Source organism: Aeromicrobium changchenzhani (assembly GCF_057586615.1).
Genome location: NZ_CM172480.1, coordinates 1,373,048 through 1,396,230, shown reverse-complemented (window position 1 = coordinate 1,396,230; position 23,183 = coordinate 1,373,048). Strand labels below are relative to the sequence as shown.

Below are 23,183 nucleotides of genomic sequence, written 5' to 3'. Positions count from 1 at the left end.
GGCCATCACTGGAAGTCGCGAGAGCGATGCCGCAGCGGAATCGCACCAGCGGTCTGGGGATAAACGCTCTCAATATATTCGAGCTTTTCGGCGACGAGGTTGGTGACGCCTTCTTTGCCGCGTTCAAGCATGCCGCGGATGATCAGACCAGCAGCATTGCGACCCACCCGACGATAGCGATCCCACACTCCGGTGGAGCACACGACATTGAGCATGCCGGTTTCATCCTCGATATTGAGGAAGGTAACTCCCCCGGCAGTTGACGGCCGCTGCCGGTGCGTGACGAGGCCAGCGACTCGGACCCGCCGGCCGGCCTCGAATTCACCGGCTTCCGCGACCGAAAGGATCGCTTCGCTCCGTAGGAGTTCTCGCAGGTGTTCGATCGGGTGAGTTTCGGGCGAGATTCGGGTGGACCACAGATCGGCAAGGGTCGTCTCGACCGCGCTCATCCCCGGCAGCATTGGGGGCGGCGATTCGACTGCAGTGCCTTCGAACTGATCGAGCGACTCGACATAACCGGCATTCCACAACGCCTGCCGCCGCGTCAGCCCAAACGCATCGAAGGCACCTGCGGTGGCCAGCGACTCCATCTGAGTGACCGAGAGTCCGGTGCGACGGGAGACATCGGTCATGTCCTTGTATGGCTGCCGCTCGCGCTCGGCAACGATCCGCATTGCGACGGCCTTACCGATGCCCTGCACCTCGTCCAGGCCAAGGCGTACGGCGAAGTTAGCGTCGCGGCGGTGCTGCGGTGTCGGATCGGGGGTACCGGGGATAAACCTCGGGGGCTTCCCCTGACTCTTCACCGTCACGAGGCACGCATCGGTACCGGTGCTGCCGCCCTCGTCCAGCATTTCGAGATCGGACTGAGCCTGCGAAAGCAGAATGTCCGGCCGCAAGATTTTCACCCCGTGCCGCCGGGCATCTGCGGTGAGCGATTGCGGCGAATAGAAACCCATCGGCTGATTGCGTAACAAGGCGGCAAGGAATGCCGCTGGATAGTGCAGCTTGAGCCAAGAACTCGCATAGACCAACAGCGCGAAGCTGAGCGCATGGCTCTCAGCGAAACCGAAATTGGCGAAGGATTCGATCTTGAGATAGATCGCCATGGCCTCAGCATCGTCGATCCCGCGTGCGGCCATGCCCGCGAAAAGCTGATCTTTGAGTGACTCGATACGTTCGACCCCGCGCTTCGATCCCATCGCGCGACGCAACAGATCAGCGTCATCATCGCTGCAGCCGCCAAGCTCGACCGCCATCTGCATGAGTTGCTCCTGAAAGAGCGGGACGCCCAGGGTACGTTTCAGGATTGGTTCGAGCGCTTCATGCGCATACGTCACCGCTTCCACGCCGGTGGCCCGGCGGATGTAGGGGTGCACCGCGCCGCCTTGGATCGGCCCGGGCCGGATCAAGGCGATCTCGATCGCGAGATCATAGAATTCGCGCGGCTGAAGTCTTGGCAATGTGCCGATCTGGGCACGGCTCTCCACCTGGAACACCCCGACCGAATCGGCACGACACAGCATGTCGTAGACCGCTGGCTCTTCCTTGGGGATCAGGTCAAGATCCCATTGCTCACCCAGCTGCCCGGCGACAATCTGAAACGTATGGTCGAGGGCACCCAGCATCCCGAGGCCGAGCAGATCGAATTTGACCAGCCCCATCCATTCACAGGCATCCTTGTCCCATTGCAAGACCGTACGGTTGTCCATCCGGCCGCGCTCGATCGGGCAAACCTCCCCGATGGGCCGTTCGGTCAGAATCATGCCGCCGGAGTGAATGCCCAGATGACGCGGCGCCTTCATCAACTCCCCCGCAATCTTGATTACCTGGGGCGGTATGTCCTGATCGGCCAAGCTCTCCGCTCCCCAACGGTCGATTTCCTTCGACCAGACATCCTGCTGGCCGGTCGAATAGCCGAGCGCCTTGGCCGCATCCCGTACGGCCGAGCGGGGCCGATAACTGATGACATTGGCAACCTGCGCCGCATTGTGACGGCCATAGTTGTCGTAGACCCATTGGATGACCTCCTCGCGGCGATCGGAATCGAAATCGACGTCGATATCGGGCTCTTCCTCCCGCGTGGTAGCGAGAAAACGGGCGAAGGGAAGGTTGTAGTAGATCGAGTCAATTGCCGTGATTTTGAGGGCATAACAAAGCGCCGAATTGGCCGCAGAACCTCGGCCCTGACACAAAATTCCTCGCCGCCGCGCTTCCCGAACGATGTCGTGAACGATTAAAAAATAGCCCGGAAAATCCTTTTCTTCGATCACTGCCAGTTCGTGTTCAATGCGGCTACGAGCTTCGTCCTGATTGTTACGGTAGCGATCCTGAATGCCGTCTTCGGCAAGTTTTCGTAGCCATTCCATGGGCGTGTAGCCAGGTGGAGCATTCACGGGGAGTCTGGGTTTGGCGGCCTGCAGATCAAAAGCCAGCTCATCGGCATAGGTGACAGTCCGGGCGACAGATCCCGGATAGCGCCAGAAAATTCTCTGCATCTCCTGGCCGGAACGCATGTGGGCAGATCCTGTCGCCGGCAACCAGCCGTCCATCTCCGCAAGGCCACGCCGGGCACGTACGGCCGCCATCACCGCGGCAAGTTGTCGCCGCTCGGGCCGCACATAATGCACATTGTTGGTCGCCACTGTTGGCAGTTCATGGTCAACGGCGAGTTCTGCGAGGTGATCGTTGATCGCACTGTCAGTTGGGAAACCATGATCGATCAGCTCAACTGCGACGTTGTCCATCCCGAACAGTGCGGTCAATCGGTCCAACTGAGCAGCGGCCGCGGCTTTCCCGTCGGTGGCGAGCGCACTGCGTACGTGTCCCTTGCGGCAGCCAGTGAGAATCAGCCAATGATCGCGGCCGCGTTCGGCAAGCTCCTCGAGGTCGTAGACGGGCCTACCTTTTTCATCGCCACGCAGCTGGGCATCGGTGATGGCCGCAGCAAGGCGGTGATAACCCTCGACGCCGCGGGCCAGCACCAATAGGTGATTGCCTTCAGGGTCGGCGGTGCCATTTTGTGGGCCGCTCAATCCCAAGGAAAGCTCAGCACCATAAATCGTTTTGAGCCCGAGATGTGAGTAGAGCTGGGCTTCCTCCGCGAATCGTGGTGCCCCATAGAAACCGTCGTGATCGGTGAGCGCCAGCCCCTGCAATCCCTGCACGATCGCTTCTTGGACGAGAGCATCTGGACCACTAGTTCCATCGAGAAAACTGAAATTGCTGTGACAGTGCAACTCGGCATAGGGCACAACCGGGCCGTCAGGACGTCTGAGCTGTTCATCCCGCTCGGACTTCTTGCGCTTACGGGAATGGCCCGGCCCGTCACCGTCCTCAGGCACCGGTCGACCCGAGAGCAGCCGCTCGTGTTCACGCCAAGATGTCGGCGGGTTATTCCACCCCACGGCTCACCCCCCCGCCGAGTGGCGCACGTTTGACCGCGAGTGGCGCAAGTTCGGGGTTTTTCGGCCCCGAACTCCCCGAATTTGCGCCACTCGCGATGAGTTGACTAATCATATTTAGCCTCTGTCCACCAGCGACCGTTCTCGACGATCATCAGCCAGGCGCTGCCGTCAACGCCGACGACTTGGAATCGGGCAATCCGTCGGGTCCCTACCTCGTCCCACCACAATTCCTCGATCGGCCACGGCCCAGCCCACGAAGCCACCGGCTGCAATTGGCCATCACCAGCACGAAAGCGCGCCGGCTCACCGCTGATCATGCCGCGGCCACTCACCCCGATCGGCATGCCTTCGGCACCGACCACGAGCGCTTCTTGTGGCTGACTAAACACCGTCGCGGGGGCAGGTGGCGGCATGCTGCCAGGCCACGGCAATCCCGTCCGGCGCGCACCGATTGCACGTTCACCCCACGGGACCATGAGTTGTCGATCGGCCGGGCTCCGGCCACCCTGCACAGCCACCGAGACCACGGCTTCATGGCCAACCATGCTCTGTACGCGCGCCAATCCCCGATCCACCTGCTCATCAGGGCCACCACCGAACAAACTGTCGGCATGATCTCCAAGTGGTTCGACAACTTCGGGGACGAGCCGCAGGCAATCTACCGGGGCTCGTACGGCCTCCCCACCATCGGCGGACAACTGCCAACGAATCCGGTCAATCAGATCGGTGGCACCGAACCAACGCGGATGCAGCCAGCGGCGACTGTTGGCCAGCGCGCCGTCGGAGTCGACATCGATGCGTACGGTTGTGCAGACCAGCCCCTGATCGGCGAGATCGGCCACGAATCGCTCAGCGGTGGTTCGCATACTGAATGCGATCGGGTCGACGAGTTCGAGTGGCGGCTCGAGCAGCAGCGTGCGCTCGAAATCTGGCGGCGGTTTGCGGCGCGCGAACGATTGCGATTCCTGCCCCCGCGCCAGCCGGTGCAACAGTGCCCCGTGTGGGCCGAATCGGGTATGAACATCGCGTCCGGCCAGGCCAGCAAAAGCACCGACCGTCCGAATTCCCATCCGCCGCAGCAAACTGACCATTTCGGCATCATCGAGGATCTCGACGGGGAGTCCGCTCAGAAAATCGGGCGATCCACCGGGCGCCACGATCAGGCAGTCTTGAGTGACTGCTCGCCGGGCTGCCTGCTCGGCAGCGAACAGTCCGTCGGCGATGCCGATGCGGCAATCCCACACACCAAGGCCGACCAAACGTTCGGCGATCACCGCAGCTGCCGCAGCCTCGCCACCGTAATAGCGGCTCGGCGCACGCAGTGCGCACAGTCCAGGACGCAGCGGAGAAACTCCGGGACTCAGCGCTTCAATCGCAGCAAGAATTGTCTCAAAAGCACGCGCGTCGGCATCGACATTGTGGTCGAAAATCTGCAGATCGGGGCATCGAGACTGGGCATCACGGCGGCGCATGCCTCGGCGTACGCCGTCGGCCCGCGCCGACAATGAACACGCCAGCACTCGCCCCTTGTCGAACACCGCGGCAGGTCCGCTGGCGGGTGAATCCGCGGTAGCGACGATGACCGGCCAATCGGGGCACCAGATGATCATGGTGCGGGCCATCAGCCAACCCGCCGAACTGGCACCGACGGGGTTTCAACACGACGGATCGTCCGATCGGCGGCGGGCAGCCACAACTGCCGGCTTCTGGCTGGGGCGGCGCCTCGACGCACCGACACCGTGGCTCGTCGGGCGGTCAGGTGACCATGTCCGCGGCCCAACCCCACCCATTCGGCTTTGCTCATCGTCAATCGAGCGTCACACCGTGGCCAGTCGCCCCAGGCGATCAACACCGCTCCGCGGCGGCGAAGTCGAGCACTGATGCGGGCGGCGTCGCGCTCCGACACCGATGCCGGCGGCTTGACCACGACGACGGTGAGCACATCGATGAGTGCCGACGTCACGTCGAGCCACTGGTCGGCCGGCTCGGGCACCAAGATCGTACGGCTCAACTCGATACCAGCCGCGGCGGCAGCCTCGATGCCGAACTCGATTGAACCGACTACTCCGCACCAGGCGCCATCGCCCGAGGGGCCGGCCATGAGCGCCATGGCCAGGCTCGCGCTGTCCACGCCATAGCTCGAACCGGTCCGAAGATCCAGAAGATCGGTGAAGGCTGGATGGGTCGGGAGGGGTTGCGAAGCTGGTCGTTCTTGCATCCGGTCGACCCGATCCTGCAACTCTCGAAGCGTCGCCGAGGAGGAGGAAAATGCCGAAACCGTCACCAACTAATGATCGAACACCTGTTCGATTAAGTCAAGACGGCATGAAGCCCGCCCGGAACAGAGATTTGGCCGATTTAATCCCAGAATCCGAAAGAGATCCGTCGGAAAATGGATGAAATCGGCCGAATCTTGGGGACAGTTAGCTGCTGAGCTCGATGGTTGCGCCCGGGATCGCGTTGAGCAGCCGCTTGGTGTATTCCTCACGCGGTGAATCGAACACTTCAGTCACCGATGCGGTCTCCACGACCCGGCCATCCTGCATCACGAGCACATTATCGGCTATCTGCCGTACGACCGCGAGGTCATGAGTGATGAACAGATAACTCAATCCCAGCTCGGCCTGCAGATCATTGAGCAGGTTGAGAATCTGCGCCTGCACTAGAACATCGAGCGCGGACACCGCCTCGTCAAGGATCATGACCTCCGGCTTGAGCGCCAAGGCGCGGGCAATCGCCACGCGCTGCCGCTGCCCACCGGAGAGCTCATTGGGATAGCGGCGCATGACCGAACCCGGTAACGAAACCTTGTTGAGCAGGTCCCGGATCCGGGCCTCGCGCTCCTTGTCGTTGCCGATCTTGTGAGTGCGCAGCGGCTCCTCGATCGAACGATAAATCGAGTACATCGGATCGAGGGACGCATACGGATTCTGGAACACCGGCTGCATCTGGCGCCGCAAGGCCAATTGTTGCGACCTAGAGCGCAGCGCCGCCATGTCGACTCCGTCGAACTCCACGGTGCCCGAGGTCTGATCGAGCAGCCCCAGGATCATCTGCGCGACAGTTGACTTGCCCGAACCGGACTCCCCCACGATTGCTGTCGTGGTGCCCCGCGCGAGCGAGAACGACACATCATCGACCGCGAGAAATGTCTTGGACACTCCCGGCGGGCCACCGGGAAGTTTGAACTCCTTGACCAAATGCTTGGCCTCGATGATCGTGTCATGACCCTTGCCGACCGCATCGCTGTCTGCGGCGACTTTGGTAGCCATCTCTTCAGCCACCTCGGTCGCCTGTTCGCGAACCTCCACACGAGCCCGCTCCGACGACAATCGACGCGAGGCAAGCGACGGTGCCGACATGACCAGCCGTTTGGAGTAGGGATGCTGCGGATCCTGCAAGATATCCAGAGCCGGGCCCGATTCGACGACTTGCCCCTTGTACATCACGACAAGATGATCGGCGCGTTCGGCGGCGAGGCCCAAATCGTGGGTGATGAGCAAGACGGCAACGCCCAGTTCTTTTGTCAACGAGTCAAGATGGTCAAGAATCTGCTTCTGCACCGTCACGTCCAAGGCAGACGTCGGCTCATCGGCAATCAACAATTTAGGCCGCGCAGCCAGACCCATCGCGATGAGTGCCCGCTGACGCATACCGCCGGAGAACTCGTGCGGATACTGACGTGCCCGTCGTTTGGCGTCGGGAAGGCCTGCTTCTTCAAGCAACTCCACTACCCGCTTGTCCGCGGCTTTGCCCTTGGCCACATTATTGGCGACCAAGGCCTCTTTGATCTGGGCACCTACTCGCCACAACGGGTTGAGGTTGGTCATGGGGTCCTGCGGGACCAGACCGATCGATGATCCACGAAGTGCGCGGATGTCCTTCTTGCGGGCCTGAGCGATGTCCTTGCCCTCGAACAAGATCTCACCGCCGGTCACCCGACCGGTGCCCGGCAACAGACCGATAACCGCATGGGCCGTCGTGGACTTGCCCGATCCCGACTCGCCCACAATCGCCACCGTCTGACCTGGATACACCATCAGGCTCGCACCACGCACAGCGGGGATCAATTTCTTGCCAGCCGCGAACGCGACCTGAAGATTGCGGATCTCGAGCACGGGTCCGGAGCTCATTCGCCCCTCCTTTGCGGATTGAGCGCGTCACTCACGGCATCACCCATCAGGATGAATCCGAGCGCGGTGAATGCCAGCGCGCCGGCTGGCCAATACATGACACCCATGCGCTGACCGGAACGCACCTGCACCTGGGCGGCAGCAATGTCGTTGCCCCAGGAGACAACACCGAACGGAAGGCCGATGCCCAGGAAGGACAGCGTCGCCTCGGCAACGATCAGAATGCCGAGTGAAACCGTCGCAATGACGATGACCGGCGCGAGCGAGTTCGGAATGACATGGCGAAGAAGATTGCTTCGCTTAGTAGCACCGATTGCACGCGCGGCATCGATGAACTCGAGATGTTTGACCTCCAGCACCGCGGCGCGCGAAATACGGGTGATTTGAGGCCAGCCGAAGACACCCAGCGCGATCACGACCGCGAGAATCGATCCGAAGAATCCACGATCCGGCCAGAAGTTGTTGACCACCGACAAGCCGACGATCGCACCCAACAACAACGGGATCGCATAGAACATATCCGCGAAACGGGAGAAGATCGAGTCGACCCAGCCGCCGTAGAACCCCGCAACGGCACCGGTCGCCAGACCAACGGCGGTGATCGCGAGCGTACTGAGCGTACCGACCAAGACCGAGGCGCGAGCACCATGGATCGTGCGCGCGAAGACGTCATAACCCTGCTTGTCGAAACCGGCGATATGGCCCTTGCTGGAGCCATCGAGACTCCGGGAGAGGTCGGGCTTGGTTGGATCTAGGCTGGTGAACAGGCCGGGAGCAATGACCACGGCCGCAACGAGCAGGATCATGACTGCCGAGACCCAAAACAGCCAATTGCGACGCAATAGTTTCCAAGCTTCTTTCCACTGGCTTGCCGGCGGAGTCGATGTGTCGACCACTCCGGTCTCTTCGAGTGGAGTTGCTTCGATCGGTGCGACGAATCGCTCCTGACCGGGACGGAGAATCTCAGGCATATCGAATCCTCGGGTCGAGCCACGCGTACAAAAGATCAACAATCAGACTCATGACCACATACACAAACACCATGAGGGTCACGACCGACACAACGGTGGGCCCCTCGCCCTGAAGGACTGCCTTGTAGGCCAGGTTGCCGATGCCGGGGATGTTGAAGATGCCTTCGGTCACGATTGCGCCCGCCATCAGGCCACCGAGATCGGCGCCGAGGAAGGTCACCACCGGAATCAACGAGTTACGCAGCACGTGACGAGTATTGACGGTGCCTTCGGAGAGTCCCTTGGCACGGGCGGTGCGGACATGGTCAGCGGTGAGGTTCTCGACGACTGAGGTTCGAGTCAGCCGCAAAATGTAGGCAAAGGAAACCAGTCCCAAGACAATTGCTGGCAAGAGCAGGTTGCGGAACGAAGTGTCACCGCCGACGGTGATCGCTGCCCAGTGAAGTTTTAGTCCAAAGATCAACTGCATCAGCAGGCCGAGGACAAAGATCGGGATGGCGATCACGAGCAATGAGGCGATCAGCATTGTGGAGTCGAAAATCTTGCCGCGGCGAAGACCCGCGTAGAAGCCTGCGCCGATACCGAGCACCGATTCGATCGCCAATGCCATGACCGAAAGTTTGAGGGTGACAGGGAAGGCAGCGCCAATCAGTTCCGAAACCGGCTGACCGGAGTAGGCCGTGCCGAAGTCACCATGCAAGGCGCCGCCGAGATATTTGAGCCACTGAATCAAGAACGGATCATCTAGGTGGTATTCCTGCCGCAGATTTGCCACGACGGCCGGCGAAATGGGTTTGTCGCCGAAAAGAGCCTTGATCGGATCCCCGGGTAGGAGGAAGACCATGACGTAGATGAGGAGGGTCGAGCCGAGCAGCACAGGGATTGTCTGCAACACCCGCCGACCGATATACCAGCGCATGAATCATGTGCCTCTCGTCGGAATGTCGTCCCAGACTAAGTGGGGCGGAGGCCCAAAGGCTCCCGCCCCACTCTAGTCACGGAACTCGGTAACTACTTAGTGATGTTCTCAAGTTCTGGCTTGTTCTGCCAGTTGAAAACCACATTGTCGACACCCTTGGCTGCTGCTGCGGAGATGCTCTGGTTCCACAGCGGGATCGCCGGCAGGTCCTTGAACAGGATGGCCTGCGCGTCGGCGAGATCCTTGTAGCGATCGGTATCGTTCTGGGCTGCGGCTGCCTTGTTCAACAAAGCATCGAACGCCTTATTGCTGTAATCGCCGTCGTTCGAGCCAGCACCGGTCTGGAAGATCGGGCCGAGGTAGTTGGCAATCGACGGGTAGTCGGGCTGCCAACCGGTACGGAAGGCCGTGCCGATCGTGCGATCGGTGACCTTCGTGCGAAGCCCGGCGAAGGTCGGGAATGCCTTCGGCGCGGCGTCGATGCCCAAATTGTTCTTGAGCTGGTTGACGACCGCTTCGATCCATTCCTTGTTGCCGGCACCATCACCGTTGTAGGCGATGGCAAACTTACCGGTGAACGGCTTGATTGCGTTGGCCTTCGTCCACAGATCCTTCGCAGCGGCGGCATCGAACTTGAGCACATCCGCGCCCGCGATGTCCTTGGTGAAGCCCGGCATCAGCGGTGAGCTGAAGTCGGTCGAAGGAACTCGCGCACCGTTGAAGATCTTGTCGCAGATCTGTTCACGGTTGATCGCCTTGGAGATGGCCGCACGACGCAGATCGCCTTCTTCGCCCTTGGCAAAGCCAGGCAACGATTCAGGGATGGTGATCGTCGAGTTGGGCGAACCCGGCTCGCTGAACGCCTGAATCGACTTTTCCTTCTGGTATGTCGTCAGCGCACTCGGCGGAACCTGATCAAGAACATCGAGGTTGCCAGCCAGCACCTCGGAGAACGCAGCATCGGGACTGGTGTAGAACTTCAGCGTCACGCCGCCGTTCTTGGCCGGACGGACACCCTTATAGGTCTTGCTCGGCGCGAGCACGGCCTCAACATTGGTCTTGAGCGACTTAAAGTCATACGGACCGTTGCCGATCGGGTTCTTGCCGAATGCCTTCATGTCGTCAAATGCCGACTTAGGCAGCGGGAAGTAGGCCGAGTAGCCCAGCCGCGACGGGAAGTCCGACTCGCCCTGCTTGAGCGTGATCGTGAATGTCGAATCATCGACGACCTTGAGTCCAGACAACGTCTTGGCACCCTTGGCCATGTTGCCGTTGTCGTCAGTGCCCGCAATCGGGTAGAAGAAGTAGCTCGACAGCTGCTTGTTGGTGGCATCAGCGCCATAATTCCACGCATCGACGAACGAACTGGCCGTTACGGCGGAACCGTCAGAGAACTTCCAGCCCGGCTTGATCTTGACCGTCCAGACCTTGTTATCGGGCGACTTGATCGATTCGGCAACTTCATTCGTGCTCGAACCATCAACCTTGTAGGAGATGAGTCCGGCAAAGATGAGGTCGACGATGTTGCCGCCACCAACCTCATTGGTGTCGGTTGGGATCAATGGGTTCTGGGGCTGAACGCTGTACGAAGTGATGACGGCGTCGGAGCTGCTGCCGCCGGCCTTCTCACTATTGCCACCGCACGCGGCCAGGGTCATGCCGCCAACCGCCAGCAATGCCACGCCCGCCAGGCGTGTACGCCGAGAGAGTCGCATGGATTCCTCCTGTGAATTATGAAAGGCGCGCAAATACGCGTCCACATATTGGTACCACTTGAAGTGACTTCGGTAACAGTCCAAAACGCCGCTGTAATGCAACTGGAACCAAATCCCGACCCGCCGCGAGCAGATTCGTCAATAGTCCGATCGAACCAGAACCGAAAATCCCCCCGACCAGCAATGTGGTCGGGGGGATTTCACGCGGACTGGTCAGCCCTTGCGCTTGATAACTTCTTCGGTTGCCTGCGGAAGCACGACCCGCAGATCGCCAACGACGCCGAAATCAACAAGTTCGAAGATAGGTGCTTCTTCGTCTTTGTTCACCGCAATGATCGTCTTGGAGGTTTGCATGCCGGCCCGGTGCTGGATCGCGCCGGAAATACCGTTTGCGACATACAACTGTGGGGATACCGTCTTGCCAGTCTGACCGACCTGGAAAGAATGCGGGTACCAACCTGAGTCAACTGCCGCACGCGATGCGCCGACTGCGGCACCGAGCGAATCGGCAAATGCCTCAACCTCACTGAAGTCGCCGCTCGTTCCGCGACCGCCCGACACGACAATTGCCGCCTCGGTCAGTTCGGGTCGACCCGACGCAGCTTTTGGATTGGTTTCGGTGATCTTCGCCGAGGTGGCGACATCGGACAGCGACACAGTCACAGCTTCGACCGCACCGGCAGCTGCAGCAGCTTCAGGTGCCGCCGAGTTGGGCTTGACCGCAACGATCGGCGTGCCCTTCGCAACGGTGGCCTGAACCTTGAAGTTGCCAGCGAACACGGACTGTGTGGTTTCGACGCCACCATCGCCGGGTTGCACGTCGACGGCGTCGATGATCAGACCTGATTCGGTCTTGATCGACAGACGACCGGCGATCTCCTTGCCTTCTGACGTGGACGGCACAAGCACCAGAGCCGGAGATTTCTCACTGACCAACTGTGCAAGTGCTTCGGCCTTCGGCGCGACGAGGTAGTCGCTGAATGCGGCATCGTCGAGCTGGTAGATCTTTGCCGCACCGTACTCCGCCAGCGAGTCCTTTGCCGCATCGATCTGGGTGCCGAAGAACACTGCCGAAGGCTCGCCGAAACGGCGCGCAATCGTCAATAGTTCGAGCGTCGGCTTGGTGACATTGCCGTCGAGGTGATCGACGAGAACAAGTACTTCACTCATTGTGGGCTCCTACTCACACGAACTTCTGCGATGCGAGATATTCGACGAGCTTGACGCCGCCATCACCCTCATCGGTCACGATAACGCCGGCCGTACGAGCCGGACGCGGGGTGAACGAGGCCACCTTGGTCCAAGCTGCATCTAGGCCGACCTGAGCGGCATCGACGCCGAGATCCGAAAGCGACCACTCGGTCACTTCCTTCTTCTTGGCGGCCATGATCCCCTTAAACGACGGGTAACGCGCTTCACCGGTGCGGTCGGTCACGCTCAGCACGAGCGGGCCGGTAGCTTCGATCATCTGCGTTGCACTGTCCTCATCGCGACGGATCGTCAACGACGAACCATTGGCGGTGACTTCTGAGGCGTACGTGATGGCAGGCAACCCAAGCCGCTCCGCGACCATGGTCGGGACGACGCCCAGGCCACCATCGGTGGAAGCCATACCGAACACGATCAAGTCGTAGTCAAGCTTCTTGAGCGCTTCGGCCAGCAGCAGCGATGTTGCCGCGGCATCTGAGCCGTGGATCGCATCATCAGCGACGTGGACGCCCTTGTGAGCACCCATCTGCAGCGCCTTGCGGATCGCATCGGAGGCTTGGTCAGGACCGACGGTCAACACAGTGACTTCGCCCTCCCCTGCCTCGACAATCTGCATTGCCTGCTCAACCGCATACTCATCGAGTTCGGATAGCAAGCCATCGACGCCAACGCGGTCGACGGTGTTGTCGGAAGAATTGAAGGTGCGGTCAGCCGTAGCATCGGGCACGTATTTCACACAGACGACGATATTCATAGCCCTGGGGCAACTCCTGTGCATCGACGGGTCACGACACCGGGTGGCGCCGCGGCAATCTGTTGGTCAGATATGCATTCGGGGATCATGACAGTGAAATTGTCACTAACCCTGCATAATGCATGTTACCGACTGGTTTTAGTCACTGCGAGGTATGGGGTCCATGGAATACGTCACACCAATTCAGAATACTCAATTTTGAGCGCAAAACCTCGTCGCCTAGCAATGTCGCGCAGCCAGCTGGCATGACCGGTGAGTAACTCGCGATGCTTTAGTTCTCCGGGACCTTGCTCTGCAGGACCGACTGGATGAACCGGCCGATCAACAAATAACCCATCGATCCAAGCCCCCAACCGACCAAGGATTCCTTCTTGCCAGCATTGCTGCCCGAGAAGGTGAACACATCCTTGAGTGGGCCGACTAGCGCATCACACAGATCGGACAGGTGGCCAAAGAATGCCGAACCCTGAGCCGCATCGAGGGCGATGAACAACGCGCCGACAGCAAGAATGACCGACAAAATCAACCCTGCTGCACCAATGATTCCAGCCAGCAGGGTGAGCCGAACTGCGCTACGGCTGGTTCGTGTCCTGGGCGGTTTGGGCGTCTTCGCAGGCTTGGGCGGCTTAACTGGTTTTTCCGCCTTAGCTGGCTTGGGCTGCTTTTCTGCCTTCGCCTTGGGCTCCTTGACCGGTTTGGGTTCACGCACCTTCTTCTCGCGCGGCGGCTTCGGTGCCTTCGTTGGCTTCGGCGCGCGTGCCTTGTCCTTCGGCTTCACGAGCTTGACTGTGCTCGCCTCGGCCATGCTCGCCCCGGCCATCAAGGCGGGCGTCTCAGTCGATGGTTCATTGACGTCAATCTGATAAGAACCGTCATCGACAATTGTCAGCGGCGATTCGTCCTTGGGCTGCGCCTCGGACTCAGCGGCAATATCGCCCGCAGTGGGGAAATTACTTTTTCCGGACGACTCTTTTGGTTTTAGGGAGGAGCGCCCAAGACTCGTCACTCACCACCCCGGGCTTGTCAGTTGCTGCTGAATCTGGTTGCTGCTCATCCACGAATTCATCGACGATCGGTGCCGGCTCGGCCAGCGCTGCAGGCTGCGGATGACCCGCCGCCACGATCTGTGTCTGTGCGACACGGTCGGCTTCAGCCTCGGCCGCGGCGACCCACTCCATCGCCGTCCGTTCGGCTTCCTGCAGCTTCTCATCGGCAGCCCGACGTGCGGCCGCTACGGCTTGGGTCAGTCGGTCATTGGCGTCACGCTTCGACTCAAGCGTCAATCGTTCAGCTTGTGTCATGGCTTCGTCGATTCGGCGTTTGGCATCCTTATCGGCCTGCTCAATCACCCGTTTGGCTTCGACTTGGGCCGCGACAACTTTGTCCTGAGCGTCCTTTTCGGCCGCTGCGATACGCCGCTCGGCCTCGGCTCGAGAGGTTTCTTGCTCAGCGCTGCGTTTGCGCTGCTCATCCTCGCGTGCGAGCTGTGCGGTCTCAGCTGTCTTGGCCGCATCAGCGGCGACGCGTTCGGCCTCGGCCTGTGCTGCACGCACCCGCTCTTCGGCCTGACGTTCGGCATCTTGCAGCTTGCGCGACGCTTCGGCGCGTTCGGCAGCAGCCTCAGTGGCCAACGTTTTTGCTTCAGCCTGTGCCGCCGCGACGTTGGCATTGGCCTCATCGCGTTCCTTCGCAAGCTGTGCGGCGGATTCTTCGTGACGAGCCTGAGACTCTCGAGCCAGACGTTCTGCTTCGGCCTGTGCGGCCACGATCTTGTCCTGAGCCAGACGCTCCGCATCGGCCAATTTAACCGCAACCGCTACCCGTTCGGCAGCCGATTCCTGCGCATAGCGCTCGGCCTCCGCCTTTGCCGCATTGACGTGATCGGTAGCAACTCGTTCAGCCTCGGCCAGTTTAGCTGCGGCATCTTCCTGTGCCTTCTTCTCTGCCTCGGCGACACGCAGCTCGGAACTCTTGCGCTCATCCTCAGCGTCTTTGGCAACGCGCTTGGCCTCGGCATTGGCGGCGCTGACCCGTTCATTCGCATCGGCACGCTCGCGTGCCAATTGCGCCAAGGCAGCTTCCCGATCATTGGCGGCTTGCGCGGCCAATTTGTCAGCCTCTTCGCGGGCCTGTGCAATGCGTCGCTGCGCATCCTGCTCGGCCGCAGCAAGGCGTCGCGTTGATGCGTCTTCGGCGGCCTTCTCAGCTTCGGCCAATCGCAGTGCGGCCGTTTCATTCGCCTGCTTCTCGCCAGCCTCAGCGACCCGTTGAGCCTCCGCCCGTGCCTCCTCGATGCGTTCGGCAGCGAGACGCTCGGCCTCTACTTTGGCCGCCTCGACACGCGTGTCGGCCTCTTGCTGTGTTTGGAGAATTTTGGCTGCGGCGGCTTCGCGTTCGCGGGCAATCTCAGCCGTGACACGATCGGCTTCGGCCTTGGCAGCGGCCACGCGCTCTTCGGCAACCTGTTCGGCAGCCCGGAGTCGTTGAGCGGCCTGCTCGCGGCCAGCCTCCTGCTCCGCCTGAAGTTGCGCGGTAGCGGCGGCGCGTTCAGAGGCTGCCACCTCCATCAACCGTGCGGCCTCGGCGCGAGCCGCGGCGACGCGCTGCTGTGCAGCGGCGCTTGCCGCGGCCAACTTCTCGGCAAATGATGTCACCGGAGCACCACTGGATTCGGAATCTACGGACGCATCTGGCTCAGCCGCGACTCGGTGTGCGGTTTCGTCGCGCGCCGACTGATCGGCGGCGGCACGGTCTTCAGCAGCTTTGTCTTCAACGGCTTTGTCTGCCGCAGCTCGGTCCTCAGCAGCTTTGTCGGCAGTAGCCTTTTCTTTCTCAGCCTGCGCGGCAGTGGCCTTCTCGGCCTGCACCTTGTCCTCTTCTGCCTGCTTCTCAGCGGCTTTGTTCCTCTCCGCCTGGTCTGCCGCGGCCTTCTCGGCCTGCTCGGCGGCAGTTTTTTCCGCCGCAGCCTGTTCGGCCAGTTCTTCTTCCTGCGCGGCCTTCGCCTGCTCGGCCTTGACCGCGGCGATCTTGTCCTCGGCGGCTTTTTGTGCGGCGTCGGACTCTGCCTTATCAGCAGCTTCTTGATCGGCCTGGGTCTGACTCTCGTGGGCCGCCTTCTGACCGCTGGCCGACTTTTCGGTACGAGCGTCGTCGGCGGCGACCACATCCTGCGCGGTCTGCTGCATCATGGCCGGACGTGTGGCTGGACGCTCTTGATTGGTAACCTCGGCAGGACCGACCTCAACGAATGTATCCGCGGTTAAGTCATCAGCGGGCTCGGTGTAGGCAACAGCTGGCATGGGCTGAGTTGATTCGGACTCAACTGCCGTCGCTGGCTGCGCCGCGCTCTCACTCTTGGCCGCGCTCAACTTTTGTGCCAAGGTCATGCCATCAGCGGGCGCCGCCTCAGCACTGGAATCCTTGCTGTCATCGGAATTGTCGCCCCGGACCGAATGACGCTTGGCAGCGGCAAATGCCTTGGCAGCAGACTTTTCAGCCCGGCGCTTGTCGGCCGCCACCTGACGCGATGCCCGTGCGGCGGCGCGTCGTTCGCGCGGCGACAAATCATGACCTTCGGCCGACGCTGGATTCTTCTCGGAGGAGGTCTCCACGGGGTTCTCCAATTGGGTCGATGAAACGGCCGGGGTGACCGGCGGGGCAGAGTCGGTTGCTGCGGCAGCAACTCCTAGTGCGCTTTCACGCACCTCTGCAGATCTTTGTGTGGCAGTCTTCGATGGCTCGGCCTTGTGCGAACGTGTCTCCACCACTTTTTGGGCAATGTGATCGTTTTCAGCCTGCGCCAACATGTCGGCGGCTACCTGCAATGGGTCGGCGCGCTTGCGCTCAACCGGCTGATTCGATTCCGAGTCGGGCATGACTCCCTTTCGTACACCAAAGCTGTGATCACAACAGATATCAGTATGCCGTACATCCGACGGATGAACAGTCACAGTGCGGCAATGTTCGCACTTGTCTGCATCCAACGCACGCAGGCACGTCAATTCATTCACCGCAGGACACCGTTCCCAGGGGACGCCGATGACCTTTCGTCGTCGGTCTGAGCGCTCTCTGACGAGGCAGAACGACTAGCTAAGCCTGGTATCAGTCCACGCGGCCTCAACCAGGTCGGTCGTCACCAGTATCTGATGAACTGCCGCGTCACTTACCAACAAATGTTGCTTTGCCCGGACCGTTGTCGATAAATGATGTCATTCCAGCCTTTTGGTCCTCGGTGGCGAACAACGCGGTGAACTGGAGGCGCTCGATCTCAAGCCCAGCTTGCAGGTCGACTTCCAGCCCCTGATCGACCGACTGCTTCGCAGCCCGCAGCGCGAGCCCTGCGGCTCCGACGAATTGCTTCGCCCAGTCGAGCGCCTGCTGGTAAACCTCATCGGCCGGGAAGATCTTGTCGACCAGACCAATCTCGAGTGCCTCTTGAGCAGCAACGAATCGACCCGTGAAGATAATGTCTTTGGCCTTTGCTGGGCCTACCAATCGGCTCAACCGTTGTGTCCCACCAGCACCGGGGATGATGCCGAGCAGAATCTCGGGTTGACCGAACTTGGCATTGTCGGCGGCAAACCGTACGTCGGCGGTCAAAGCGACCTCGCAGCCACCACCCAGTGCGAATCCGGTAATCGCCGCAACCGTCGGCTTGCTGATGGCCGCAATTGCTTTGGTGAAATCTTGGAGCAGATTCGAATGACGCGCCATGTCGGGCATCGTCATATCCGCCATCTCAACGATGTCGGCTCCGGCAGCAAACACTCGCTCACCGCCATAAATGACAACGGCAGCAACGTCATCGCGGCGATCAGCCTCCGTCGCAGCCTCGGCGAGCTCGCTCTGCATCTGTGCGTTGAGCGCGTTCATCTTTGGTCGATCGAGATGGATCGTGCCGACGCCGTCAGCAACCTCAAGTCTTACGAATTCTCCCACCATGACCTCCATAAAATCTTCTCCGCGGGACAGTTGGCGCGGTAGCCGTTCACACTAGTGCAGGATGCGGGCGTGTTTTTCCGCGCGCACCGAACAGGTTATGCAATGCAATCCCGTCACCCAAGCGTTTGCCTCCATATCGTTGATTCGGTTAACCGTTCACGCGCGACTCCACTAGGTTTGGCGACATGATCACCCGCATCCCGATCCTGGCTGTGACCCCGCAGCTCGAAGGCGGGCGTTTTCCAGCCAAGTCAACCGTTGGCGAGAGTTTCCCCGTGCAGGCCCGCATCTTTGGCGAGAGCCGTGATGTTATCGGTGCCGCCGTCGTCCTCACCGATCCCGAGGGGGCACCGCATCAGGCGATTCCGATGCATCATATTGGCAATGACGTCTGGAGCGCCGACGTCACCGCCACCCATCCGGGGCCCTGGACCTTCCACATCGAGTCGTGGACCGATCCCTACGCAACCTGGGTTCGAGATGCGACGATCAAGGTCGAGGCAGGTGTCGATGTCAACCGGACACTTGCCGAGGGCGCCGCGCTACTTCGGCGCTCCGGCCATGAGGATCCGGTCTTCAACCATGAAGTGGCGGCGCTGGCCGACAGTTCGGCCGACGCAGTTGTCCGTTTGATCGCCGGTATGTCCGTCGCCGGCTATTTTGAGGCCGAACCGATTCGGAATAATCTGAGCAGCAGCAGACCGTTGCCATTGTTCGTCGACCGGGAACGAGCGTTGTTCGGCTCTTGGTATGAGTTCTTTCCGCGTTCGGAGGGTGCGGTGCGCAATCACGATGGGACCATAACCGCCGGCACCTTGCAGACTGCGCTCAAGCGCATCGATGCGGTCGCGGACATGGGTTTCGACGTGATCTATCTGCCGCCAATTCATCCGATCGGCACCGTCAATCGCAAGGGCCGTAACAACGCACCCACCGCGCAGCCCGGCGACCCGGGCTCACCATGGGCGATCGGGTCAGCCGACGGTGGCCACGATGCAATTGACCCCGGCTTGGGCACAATCGACGATTTCGACGCATTCGTTGCCCACGCGCGGACGCGCGGCATTGAAATCGCGCTCGACTTCGCGCTGCAATGTGCACCCGATCATCCGTGGGTCAGCGCGCACCCCGAATGGTTCACAACCTCGGTCGATGGCAGCATCGCGTGTGCGGAGAATTCACCCGAGACCTACACGGACATCTATCGACTTAACTTCGACAACGACCCCGAGGGGCTGTACACCGAGATTCTCCGGGTGCTGCAGTTCTGGCTCGATCACGATGTCACGATTTTTCGTGTCGAGAGCGCCCATACAAAACCCTTGGGCATGTGGGAGCGGCTCATGGCAGCATGCCGCAGGGTCTACCCCGAAGTGATCTTTCTTGCCGACGCATTCACCGCGCGAGCGATGCTGCAAGCGCTCGCCATGGTCGGGTTCCAGCAGAGCTACACCTACATTACCTGGTGTGAAGGCAAGGATGAGACCGCCAACTATCTTGTTGAACTCGCCCACGAGACCAGTCACTTCCTACGCCCGAACCTGTTCGTCAACAGCCCGGATATTTTGCCGCGCCAGTTGCAGGCGGGCGACGAAGCGCTGTTCCGTTCGCGCGCGATGCTGGCTGCCACTGCTTCACCTACCTGGGGCATGTATGCGGGTTACGAACTTCTTGAGCACGAGCCAGCGAGCGCCGACAGCGATGCGTATTTGAACTCAGAGAAATACGAAATCAAGGTGCGCGACTGGGAAGCGCCCGGCAGCCTCGCGCCATTCATCACCCGGCTCAATATGGTCCGTCGGTCTCATCCGGCACTCCAACAATTACGCAATCTCACGATTCAACGAACCGATGATAATTCGGTACTGTGCTATTCGAAACGCTCCGGCGCTGACGCGGTGATCATCGTGATCGACCTTGCGCCGAGCGCCACCAAGACGGTCCAACTCACGATCGACCCCGCCGATCTCGGGCTACGTGTTGGCGATCGGTATCTCCTTCATGATGAGATTTCAGGCCAAGCAACCTCCGCCGATCGGGTCACAATCAGCCGCGATCATCCAGCGCGGATCCTCGCCGTGGTCACCCCCTGCCGGGAATGAATCATCCAGTGAAACCTCCAGTGAATCATCCAGATTTGTTCGCTTCACGCCCGTTTGTGTCCGGAAAAATTCCCGTCAGCGAACAGATCTTGGACCGCGACCCGGGTGCTCAACTCTGCGGCTGGCATAATCGGCCGAAAACGACCCAGCGACAGGACTCCGTATGAACGCGCTCCTGACCGATAACGATCTGAGCCTCGTGCCGACAACAGGCTCCGAAGAGTTCACCGGATTCGCCATTAAACTGGGGGATGCCCGGGTCGGCACTGTTGCCCTGCAACACCTTGAGGCCCGAGTCGCCGCGATCCGTTGGAACATCAAGTCCGAAACCGGCGAACACGGCACTGCCTTCCGCGCCCTTCGGCTTGCGGTCGATTTCGCATTTGCCGAACTCGGTATCACTCGGGTAGAGGTCAAGATCGACATCGACGACCACTCCGCGATCCGCAACGCTTCAATCGCCGGGCTTCGCCGTGAAGGAATCATCCGCGGCAACGGCGACGATCCCGACCGGGTCATGGTCGCCCGGCTCGCCGCCGATCCCGAACCGTTCAGCCACGACGGTTTCATCGCGATTCTAAATGCCGGCCTGCCGAGAAAACGGGTCATTTCGCAAGGGCTGATCCGCGATGAGTCCGGGCGAGTACTCCTGTGCGAACTGACCTACAAATCCCAATGGGATCTACCCGGTGGAGTCGTCGAGCCGGGCGAAGCCCCGGCTGCCGGGCTCGTACGTGAACTCCAGGAAGAGCTGGGTATCACCGTAGACGTGCGCGGTCTGATCACGATGAACTGGCTGCCGGCGTGGCACAGTTGGGACGATGCCTGCATCTTCTTGTTCGATCTGGGCGTCATCGAGTCCAACAGCACCACGGCCATGACACTGCAGGCCACCGAGATCAAATCGGTGCAGTGGTGCGATCCGGCCACCGTACAAATGCAGGCCACGAGTGCGACGATTGAGCTGCTGGCGGCGATCGACGCAGGTGAAATCGGTCCTTACCGCGAAGCCCCGCTTGCCCCCTGATTCGCGGTCACGTCAGAAGCCGTCAGCTCCGACGACTCCGCCGTACTGACCCAAGACTCGCGGCTTGCCACCATCGGTGCCGGGAACGTAGAGCAATACCTGGTGGTAGTAGCGCAAGCGGCCCGATGTCGTGATGTTTTTACCCAAGAAGGACTGCTGCGGGGAGCCAGGCGGGAATGCCACCGAGACGCCATTCTTGACCCCATAGCCATCGAGCCTGAGCAACGTGGCCCATATCAAGATTCCGCCATCGGAGGTGCGAGCGGCGAACTCAACATCGTCAGCGGCCCAAGTTTGAGTGAAGGTAACGTTCTTGAGCGCCTTGTTCACACCAGCGGCGGCAGTCATCTGTCGGATGAAGCCATCGTTCTCAAAACGTGCCGCAGCCTTCGAGTCGGGTTTGGCCAACGCGGCCGCATAATCATCGGCCGCTGTCTGTGGGCTCATCGACAATCCCGATTCGTTCTTCCGCCCGACTGGGACGATCGTGCCGTTCTTTCCGCTCCGCAACGCGGGAAGACTCGTATCTATCAGCGTCTCCGGGCTCGCTACCAGAAACCAGGAGTCTGCCGAGGTGGATCGTTCGTAAATTTGAACCTTGACGACGCCCTTGTCCCGATCACGCACTTGGGCCATAAACCACAATGGGTACTTCTTGGCGAGAATCGGCTTAACCTCCAAGACCTCCGCCTTTGGCGCGTTGGCCGACGACTTCGCGGATTGTGCCTCTGCGAGCTTGAACGAACCCGAATCGATCGCCAGCATCGGCCCGGTCTCAACGGTCGACAATGGGAGGGGATCTTTGAGATCAACGGCAAGGCCGCGTACTTTGCGATAACGCGCGAAGATGCCCTGGGCATCCGATTGGCTCACCGATACTTTCTCCACCGAAAAGTCGGATTTTTTGTGCGGAACTGTGCATGCGGAGAGGACTCCGGCCGCAAGGATCGCTGCGGCGACAAGACGAAGTTTTCTCACCGGTCATCCCCCTCGTCGACAACCTCATAGTCGGCCAACTCATCTTCGCCGATCTCGTGCTCAACTCCGCCCTCATCGATGAAGAGATACGTAACCGGGGGGCTTGCACGGCCGACCGTTGCTGCGTCGGGTGCTGCTTCGCGTTCGCGTTCGGGCTCCCGGTGGACTTCGGCTTCCGGCTCTGGTTCGTCTTCGATCGCTAGGCCGAGCTGCTCGGCTTCGTCGGCCGACACTTCATGTTCGACGCCGTCATTATCGACGTACACGTAGATGATTTCCTCGATTTCCTCGAACTCCAGCTCTTCGTCAGCTTCGTCATTTTCGACGTCTTCGAAGCCACGATCGCGCAGAAGATCACTGCCCCGCCGCATCAGCAAGCCCAGCCAAACTCCGCCGATCCCGAACAACAGAAGTCCGGCACCCTTGGCGAAGCCGCCCTTTAGCCCGTAAGCAACGGTGACCTTGAGACCACCGAGATTCGATGCTCCGACCGAAAGAATCGCCAGCCGAACGGTCTCATTGGGAAGCGTTGTGCTGATGGTTGCACCGCCGAGGCCGGCGTTCTCCGCCAACCACCAGTCGAGCGCAATCGGGGACGCCGGCAAATTGCTCGAGGCTTTGATCGTGCAGGACTTTAGCTGCCACGGCATGTGGAAACTGCTCACTTCGATACGGGTGGTCTTGGCGACATAGGAATCGACGTCAACCGCATTCCCAATCCCAATGAACACCGGCTTGTTCGCTGGCACCTCGGCCCGAACATCGAGTTGTACGCCCGCCCAGCCAAGCACTTTGGGCGTCGTAACAATCGCGATTCCGTCGGTCTCAATGACATGAGGTTCAGTCGCACGGCGACCATCCGGCCCCAAATAGATCATGATGGCAAGGCCGAGCAGCGCCACGAGGACGCTCAACAGCGTCACGACCCAGCCGATCTTGGCGCGCATGCCTTCTCCCCATCTCTGCTCCGGCCCAGCCTAGGGCTTCAGAAGGATAGCGATGTTGCCAACACGCAGGTGCAGAACCC

The 23,183-nt window shown here is 60.6% G+C and carries 16 protein-coding genes; 2 read left to right on the top strand and 14 right to left on the bottom strand.

What is annotated here, in order from left to right; genetic code table 11:
- Positions 1-5 precede the first annotated feature (5 nt).
- The 12 genes from AC2YB9_RS07085 to AC2YB9_RS07030 all read right to left on the bottom strand — a co-directional run bounded on the left by AC2YB9_RS07085 (position 6) and on the right by AC2YB9_RS07030 (position 18,058).
- A complete protein-coding gene (locus AC2YB9_RS07085; RefSeq protein ID WP_487268065.1) occupies positions 6-3,407 on the bottom strand; it encodes an error-prone DNA polymerase in 3,402 nt (1,133 codons plus the stop codon).
- Between the two features lie 104 nt (positions 3,408-3,511).
- On the bottom strand, positions 3,512-5,029 hold the full coding sequence (locus AC2YB9_RS07080; protein ID WP_487268063.1) for a DNA polymerase Y family protein: 1,518 nt from the start codon (positions 5,027-5,029) through the stop codon (positions 3,512-3,514).
- Entirely contained in the window at positions 5,029-5,691 is a 663-nt protein-coding gene (locus AC2YB9_RS07075; protein WP_487268062.1) for a hypothetical protein, read from the bottom strand. The genes AC2YB9_RS07080 and AC2YB9_RS07075 overlap by 1 nt, the downstream gene beginning before the upstream one ends.
- A gap of 139 nt (positions 5,692-5,830) precedes the next feature.
- Positions 5,831-7,540 carry a dipeptide ABC transporter ATP-binding protein gene (locus tag AC2YB9_RS07070; protein WP_487268061.1) on the bottom strand — a complete coding sequence of 570 codons (1,710 nt, stop codon included), beginning with the start codon at positions 7,538-7,540 and terminating at the stop codon, positions 5,831-5,833.
- Positions 7,537-8,511: an ABC transporter permease gene (locus AC2YB9_RS07065; protein WP_487268060.1), complete on the bottom strand. Its 975-nt coding sequence runs from the start codon at positions 8,509-8,511 to the stop codon at positions 7,537-7,539. The genes AC2YB9_RS07070 and AC2YB9_RS07065 overlap by 4 nt, the downstream gene beginning before the upstream one ends.
- On the bottom strand, positions 8,504-9,430 hold the full coding sequence (locus tag AC2YB9_RS07060; protein ID WP_487268059.1) for an ABC transporter permease: 927 nt from the start codon (positions 9,428-9,430) through the stop codon (positions 8,504-8,506). The genes AC2YB9_RS07065 and AC2YB9_RS07060 overlap by 8 nt, the downstream gene beginning before the upstream one ends.
- A gap of 92 nt (positions 9,431-9,522) precedes the next feature.
- Positions 9,523-11,145 (bottom strand): peptide ABC transporter substrate-binding protein, encoded by a 1,623-nt coding sequence (locus AC2YB9_RS07055; RefSeq protein ID WP_487268058.1) that lies wholly within the window; start codon positions 11,143-11,145, stop codon positions 9,523-9,525.
- 213 nt (positions 11,146-11,358) lie between these two features.
- The gene (locus AC2YB9_RS07050) at positions 11,359-12,315 is read right to left on the bottom strand and encodes an electron transfer flavoprotein subunit alpha/FixB family protein (RefSeq protein WP_487268057.1); all 957 of its coding nucleotides are present in this window, start codon (positions 12,313-12,315) and stop codon (positions 11,359-11,361) included.
- 13 nt (positions 12,316-12,328) lie between these two features.
- Positions 12,329-13,108 carry an electron transfer flavoprotein subunit beta/FixA family protein gene (locus tag AC2YB9_RS07045; protein ID WP_487268056.1) on the bottom strand — a complete coding sequence of 260 codons (780 nt, stop codon included), beginning with the start codon at positions 13,106-13,108 and terminating at the stop codon, positions 12,329-12,331.
- A gap of 271 nt (positions 13,109-13,379) precedes the next feature.
- The gene (locus AC2YB9_RS07040) at positions 13,380-14,114 is read right to left on the bottom strand and encodes a hypothetical protein (protein ID WP_487268054.1); all 735 of its coding nucleotides are present in this window, start codon (positions 14,112-14,114) and stop codon (positions 13,380-13,382) included.
- On the bottom strand, positions 14,059-16,983 hold the full coding sequence (locus AC2YB9_RS07035) for a hypothetical protein (protein ID WP_487268053.1): 2,925 nt from the start codon (positions 16,981-16,983) through the stop codon (positions 14,059-14,061). Before AC2YB9_RS07035 ends, AC2YB9_RS07040 begins: the two co-directional genes overlap by 56 nt.
- A 283-nt stretch (positions 16,984-17,266) precedes the next feature.
- Positions 17,267-18,058 carry an enoyl-CoA hydratase/isomerase family protein gene (locus tag AC2YB9_RS07030; RefSeq protein WP_487268052.1) on the bottom strand — a complete coding sequence of 264 codons (792 nt, stop codon included), beginning with the start codon at positions 18,056-18,058 and terminating at the stop codon, positions 17,267-17,269.
- 176 nt (positions 18,059-18,234) lie between these two features.
- Here AC2YB9_RS07030 and AC2YB9_RS07025 point away from each other — a divergent pair, with 176 nt between their 5' ends.
- Together AC2YB9_RS07025 and AC2YB9_RS07020 are read left to right on the top strand one after the other, a co-directional pair.
- Positions 18,235-20,151 carry a maltotransferase domain-containing protein gene (locus AC2YB9_RS07025; protein WP_487268051.1) on the top strand — a complete coding sequence of 639 codons (1,917 nt, stop codon included), beginning with the start codon at positions 18,235-18,237 and terminating at the stop codon, positions 20,149-20,151.
- Between the two features lie 163 nt (positions 20,152-20,314).
- The gene (locus AC2YB9_RS07020; protein WP_487268049.1) at positions 20,315-21,178 is read left to right on the top strand and encodes an NUDIX hydrolase; all 864 of its coding nucleotides are present in this window, start codon (positions 20,315-20,317) and stop codon (positions 21,176-21,178) included.
- A 12-nt stretch (positions 21,179-21,190) separates the two neighbouring features.
- Here the strand turns inward: AC2YB9_RS07020 and AC2YB9_RS07015 are convergent, their stop codons facing one another.
- Both AC2YB9_RS07015 and AC2YB9_RS07010 read right to left on the bottom strand, forming a co-directional pair.
- Positions 21,191-22,156 (bottom strand): DUF8094 domain-containing protein, encoded by a 966-nt coding sequence (locus AC2YB9_RS07015; protein ID WP_487268048.1) that lies wholly within the window; start codon positions 22,154-22,156, stop codon positions 21,191-21,193.
- On the bottom strand, positions 22,153-23,103 hold the full coding sequence (locus AC2YB9_RS07010; RefSeq protein WP_487268047.1) for a hypothetical protein: 951 nt from the start codon (positions 23,101-23,103) through the stop codon (positions 22,153-22,155). Before AC2YB9_RS07010 ends, AC2YB9_RS07015 begins: the two co-directional genes overlap by 4 nt.
- Positions 23,104-23,183: the final 80 nt, after the last annotated feature.

What these genes read in the sequence shown, in the direction of transcription:
- AC2YB9_RS07080 (WP_487268063.1), bottom strand. Translation starts at nt 5,029, where the DNA reads ATGGCCCGCACCATGATCATCTGGTGCCCCGATTGGCCGGTCATCGTC.
- AC2YB9_RS07070 (WP_487268061.1), bottom strand. Translation starts at nt 7,540, where the DNA reads ATGAGCTCCGGACCCGTGCTCGAGATCCGCAATCTTCAGGTCGCGTTC.
- AC2YB9_RS07065 (WP_487268060.1), bottom strand. Translation starts at nt 8,511, where the DNA reads ATGCCTGAGATTCTCCGTCCCGGTCAGGAGCGATTCGTCGCACCGATC.
- AC2YB9_RS07060 (WP_487268059.1), bottom strand. Translation starts at nt 9,430, where the DNA reads ATGCGCTGGTATATCGGTCGGCGGGTGTTGCAGACAATCCCTGTGCTG.
- AC2YB9_RS07055 (WP_487268058.1), bottom strand. Translation starts at nt 11,145, where the DNA reads ATGCGACTCTCTCGGCGTACACGCCTGGCGGGCGTGGCATTGCTGGCG.
- AC2YB9_RS07050 (WP_487268057.1), bottom strand. Translation starts at nt 12,315, where the DNA reads ATGAGTGAAGTACTTGTTCTCGTCGATCACCTCGACGGCAATGTCACC.
- AC2YB9_RS07045 (WP_487268056.1), bottom strand. Translation starts at nt 13,108, where the DNA reads ATGAATATCGTCGTCTGTGTGAAATACGTGCCCGATGCTACGGCTGAC.
- AC2YB9_RS07035 (WP_487268053.1), bottom strand. Translation starts at nt 16,983, where the DNA reads ATGCCCGACTCGGAATCGAATCAGCCGGTTGAGCGCAAGCGCGCCGAC.
- AC2YB9_RS07030 (WP_487268052.1), bottom strand. Translation starts at nt 18,058, where the DNA reads ATGGAGGTCATGGTGGGAGAATTCGTAAGACTTGAGGTTGCTGACGGC.
- AC2YB9_RS07025 (WP_487268051.1), top strand. Translation starts at nt 18,235, where the DNA reads ATGATCACCCGCATCCCGATCCTGGCTGTGACCCCGCAGCTCGAAGGC.
- AC2YB9_RS07020 (WP_487268049.1), top strand. Translation starts at nt 20,315, where the DNA reads ATGAACGCGCTCCTGACCGATAACGATCTGAGCCTCGTGCCGACAACA.
- AC2YB9_RS07010 (WP_487268047.1), bottom strand. Translation starts at nt 23,103, where the DNA reads ATGCGCGCCAAGATCGGCTGGGTCGTGACGCTGTTGAGCGTCCTCGTG.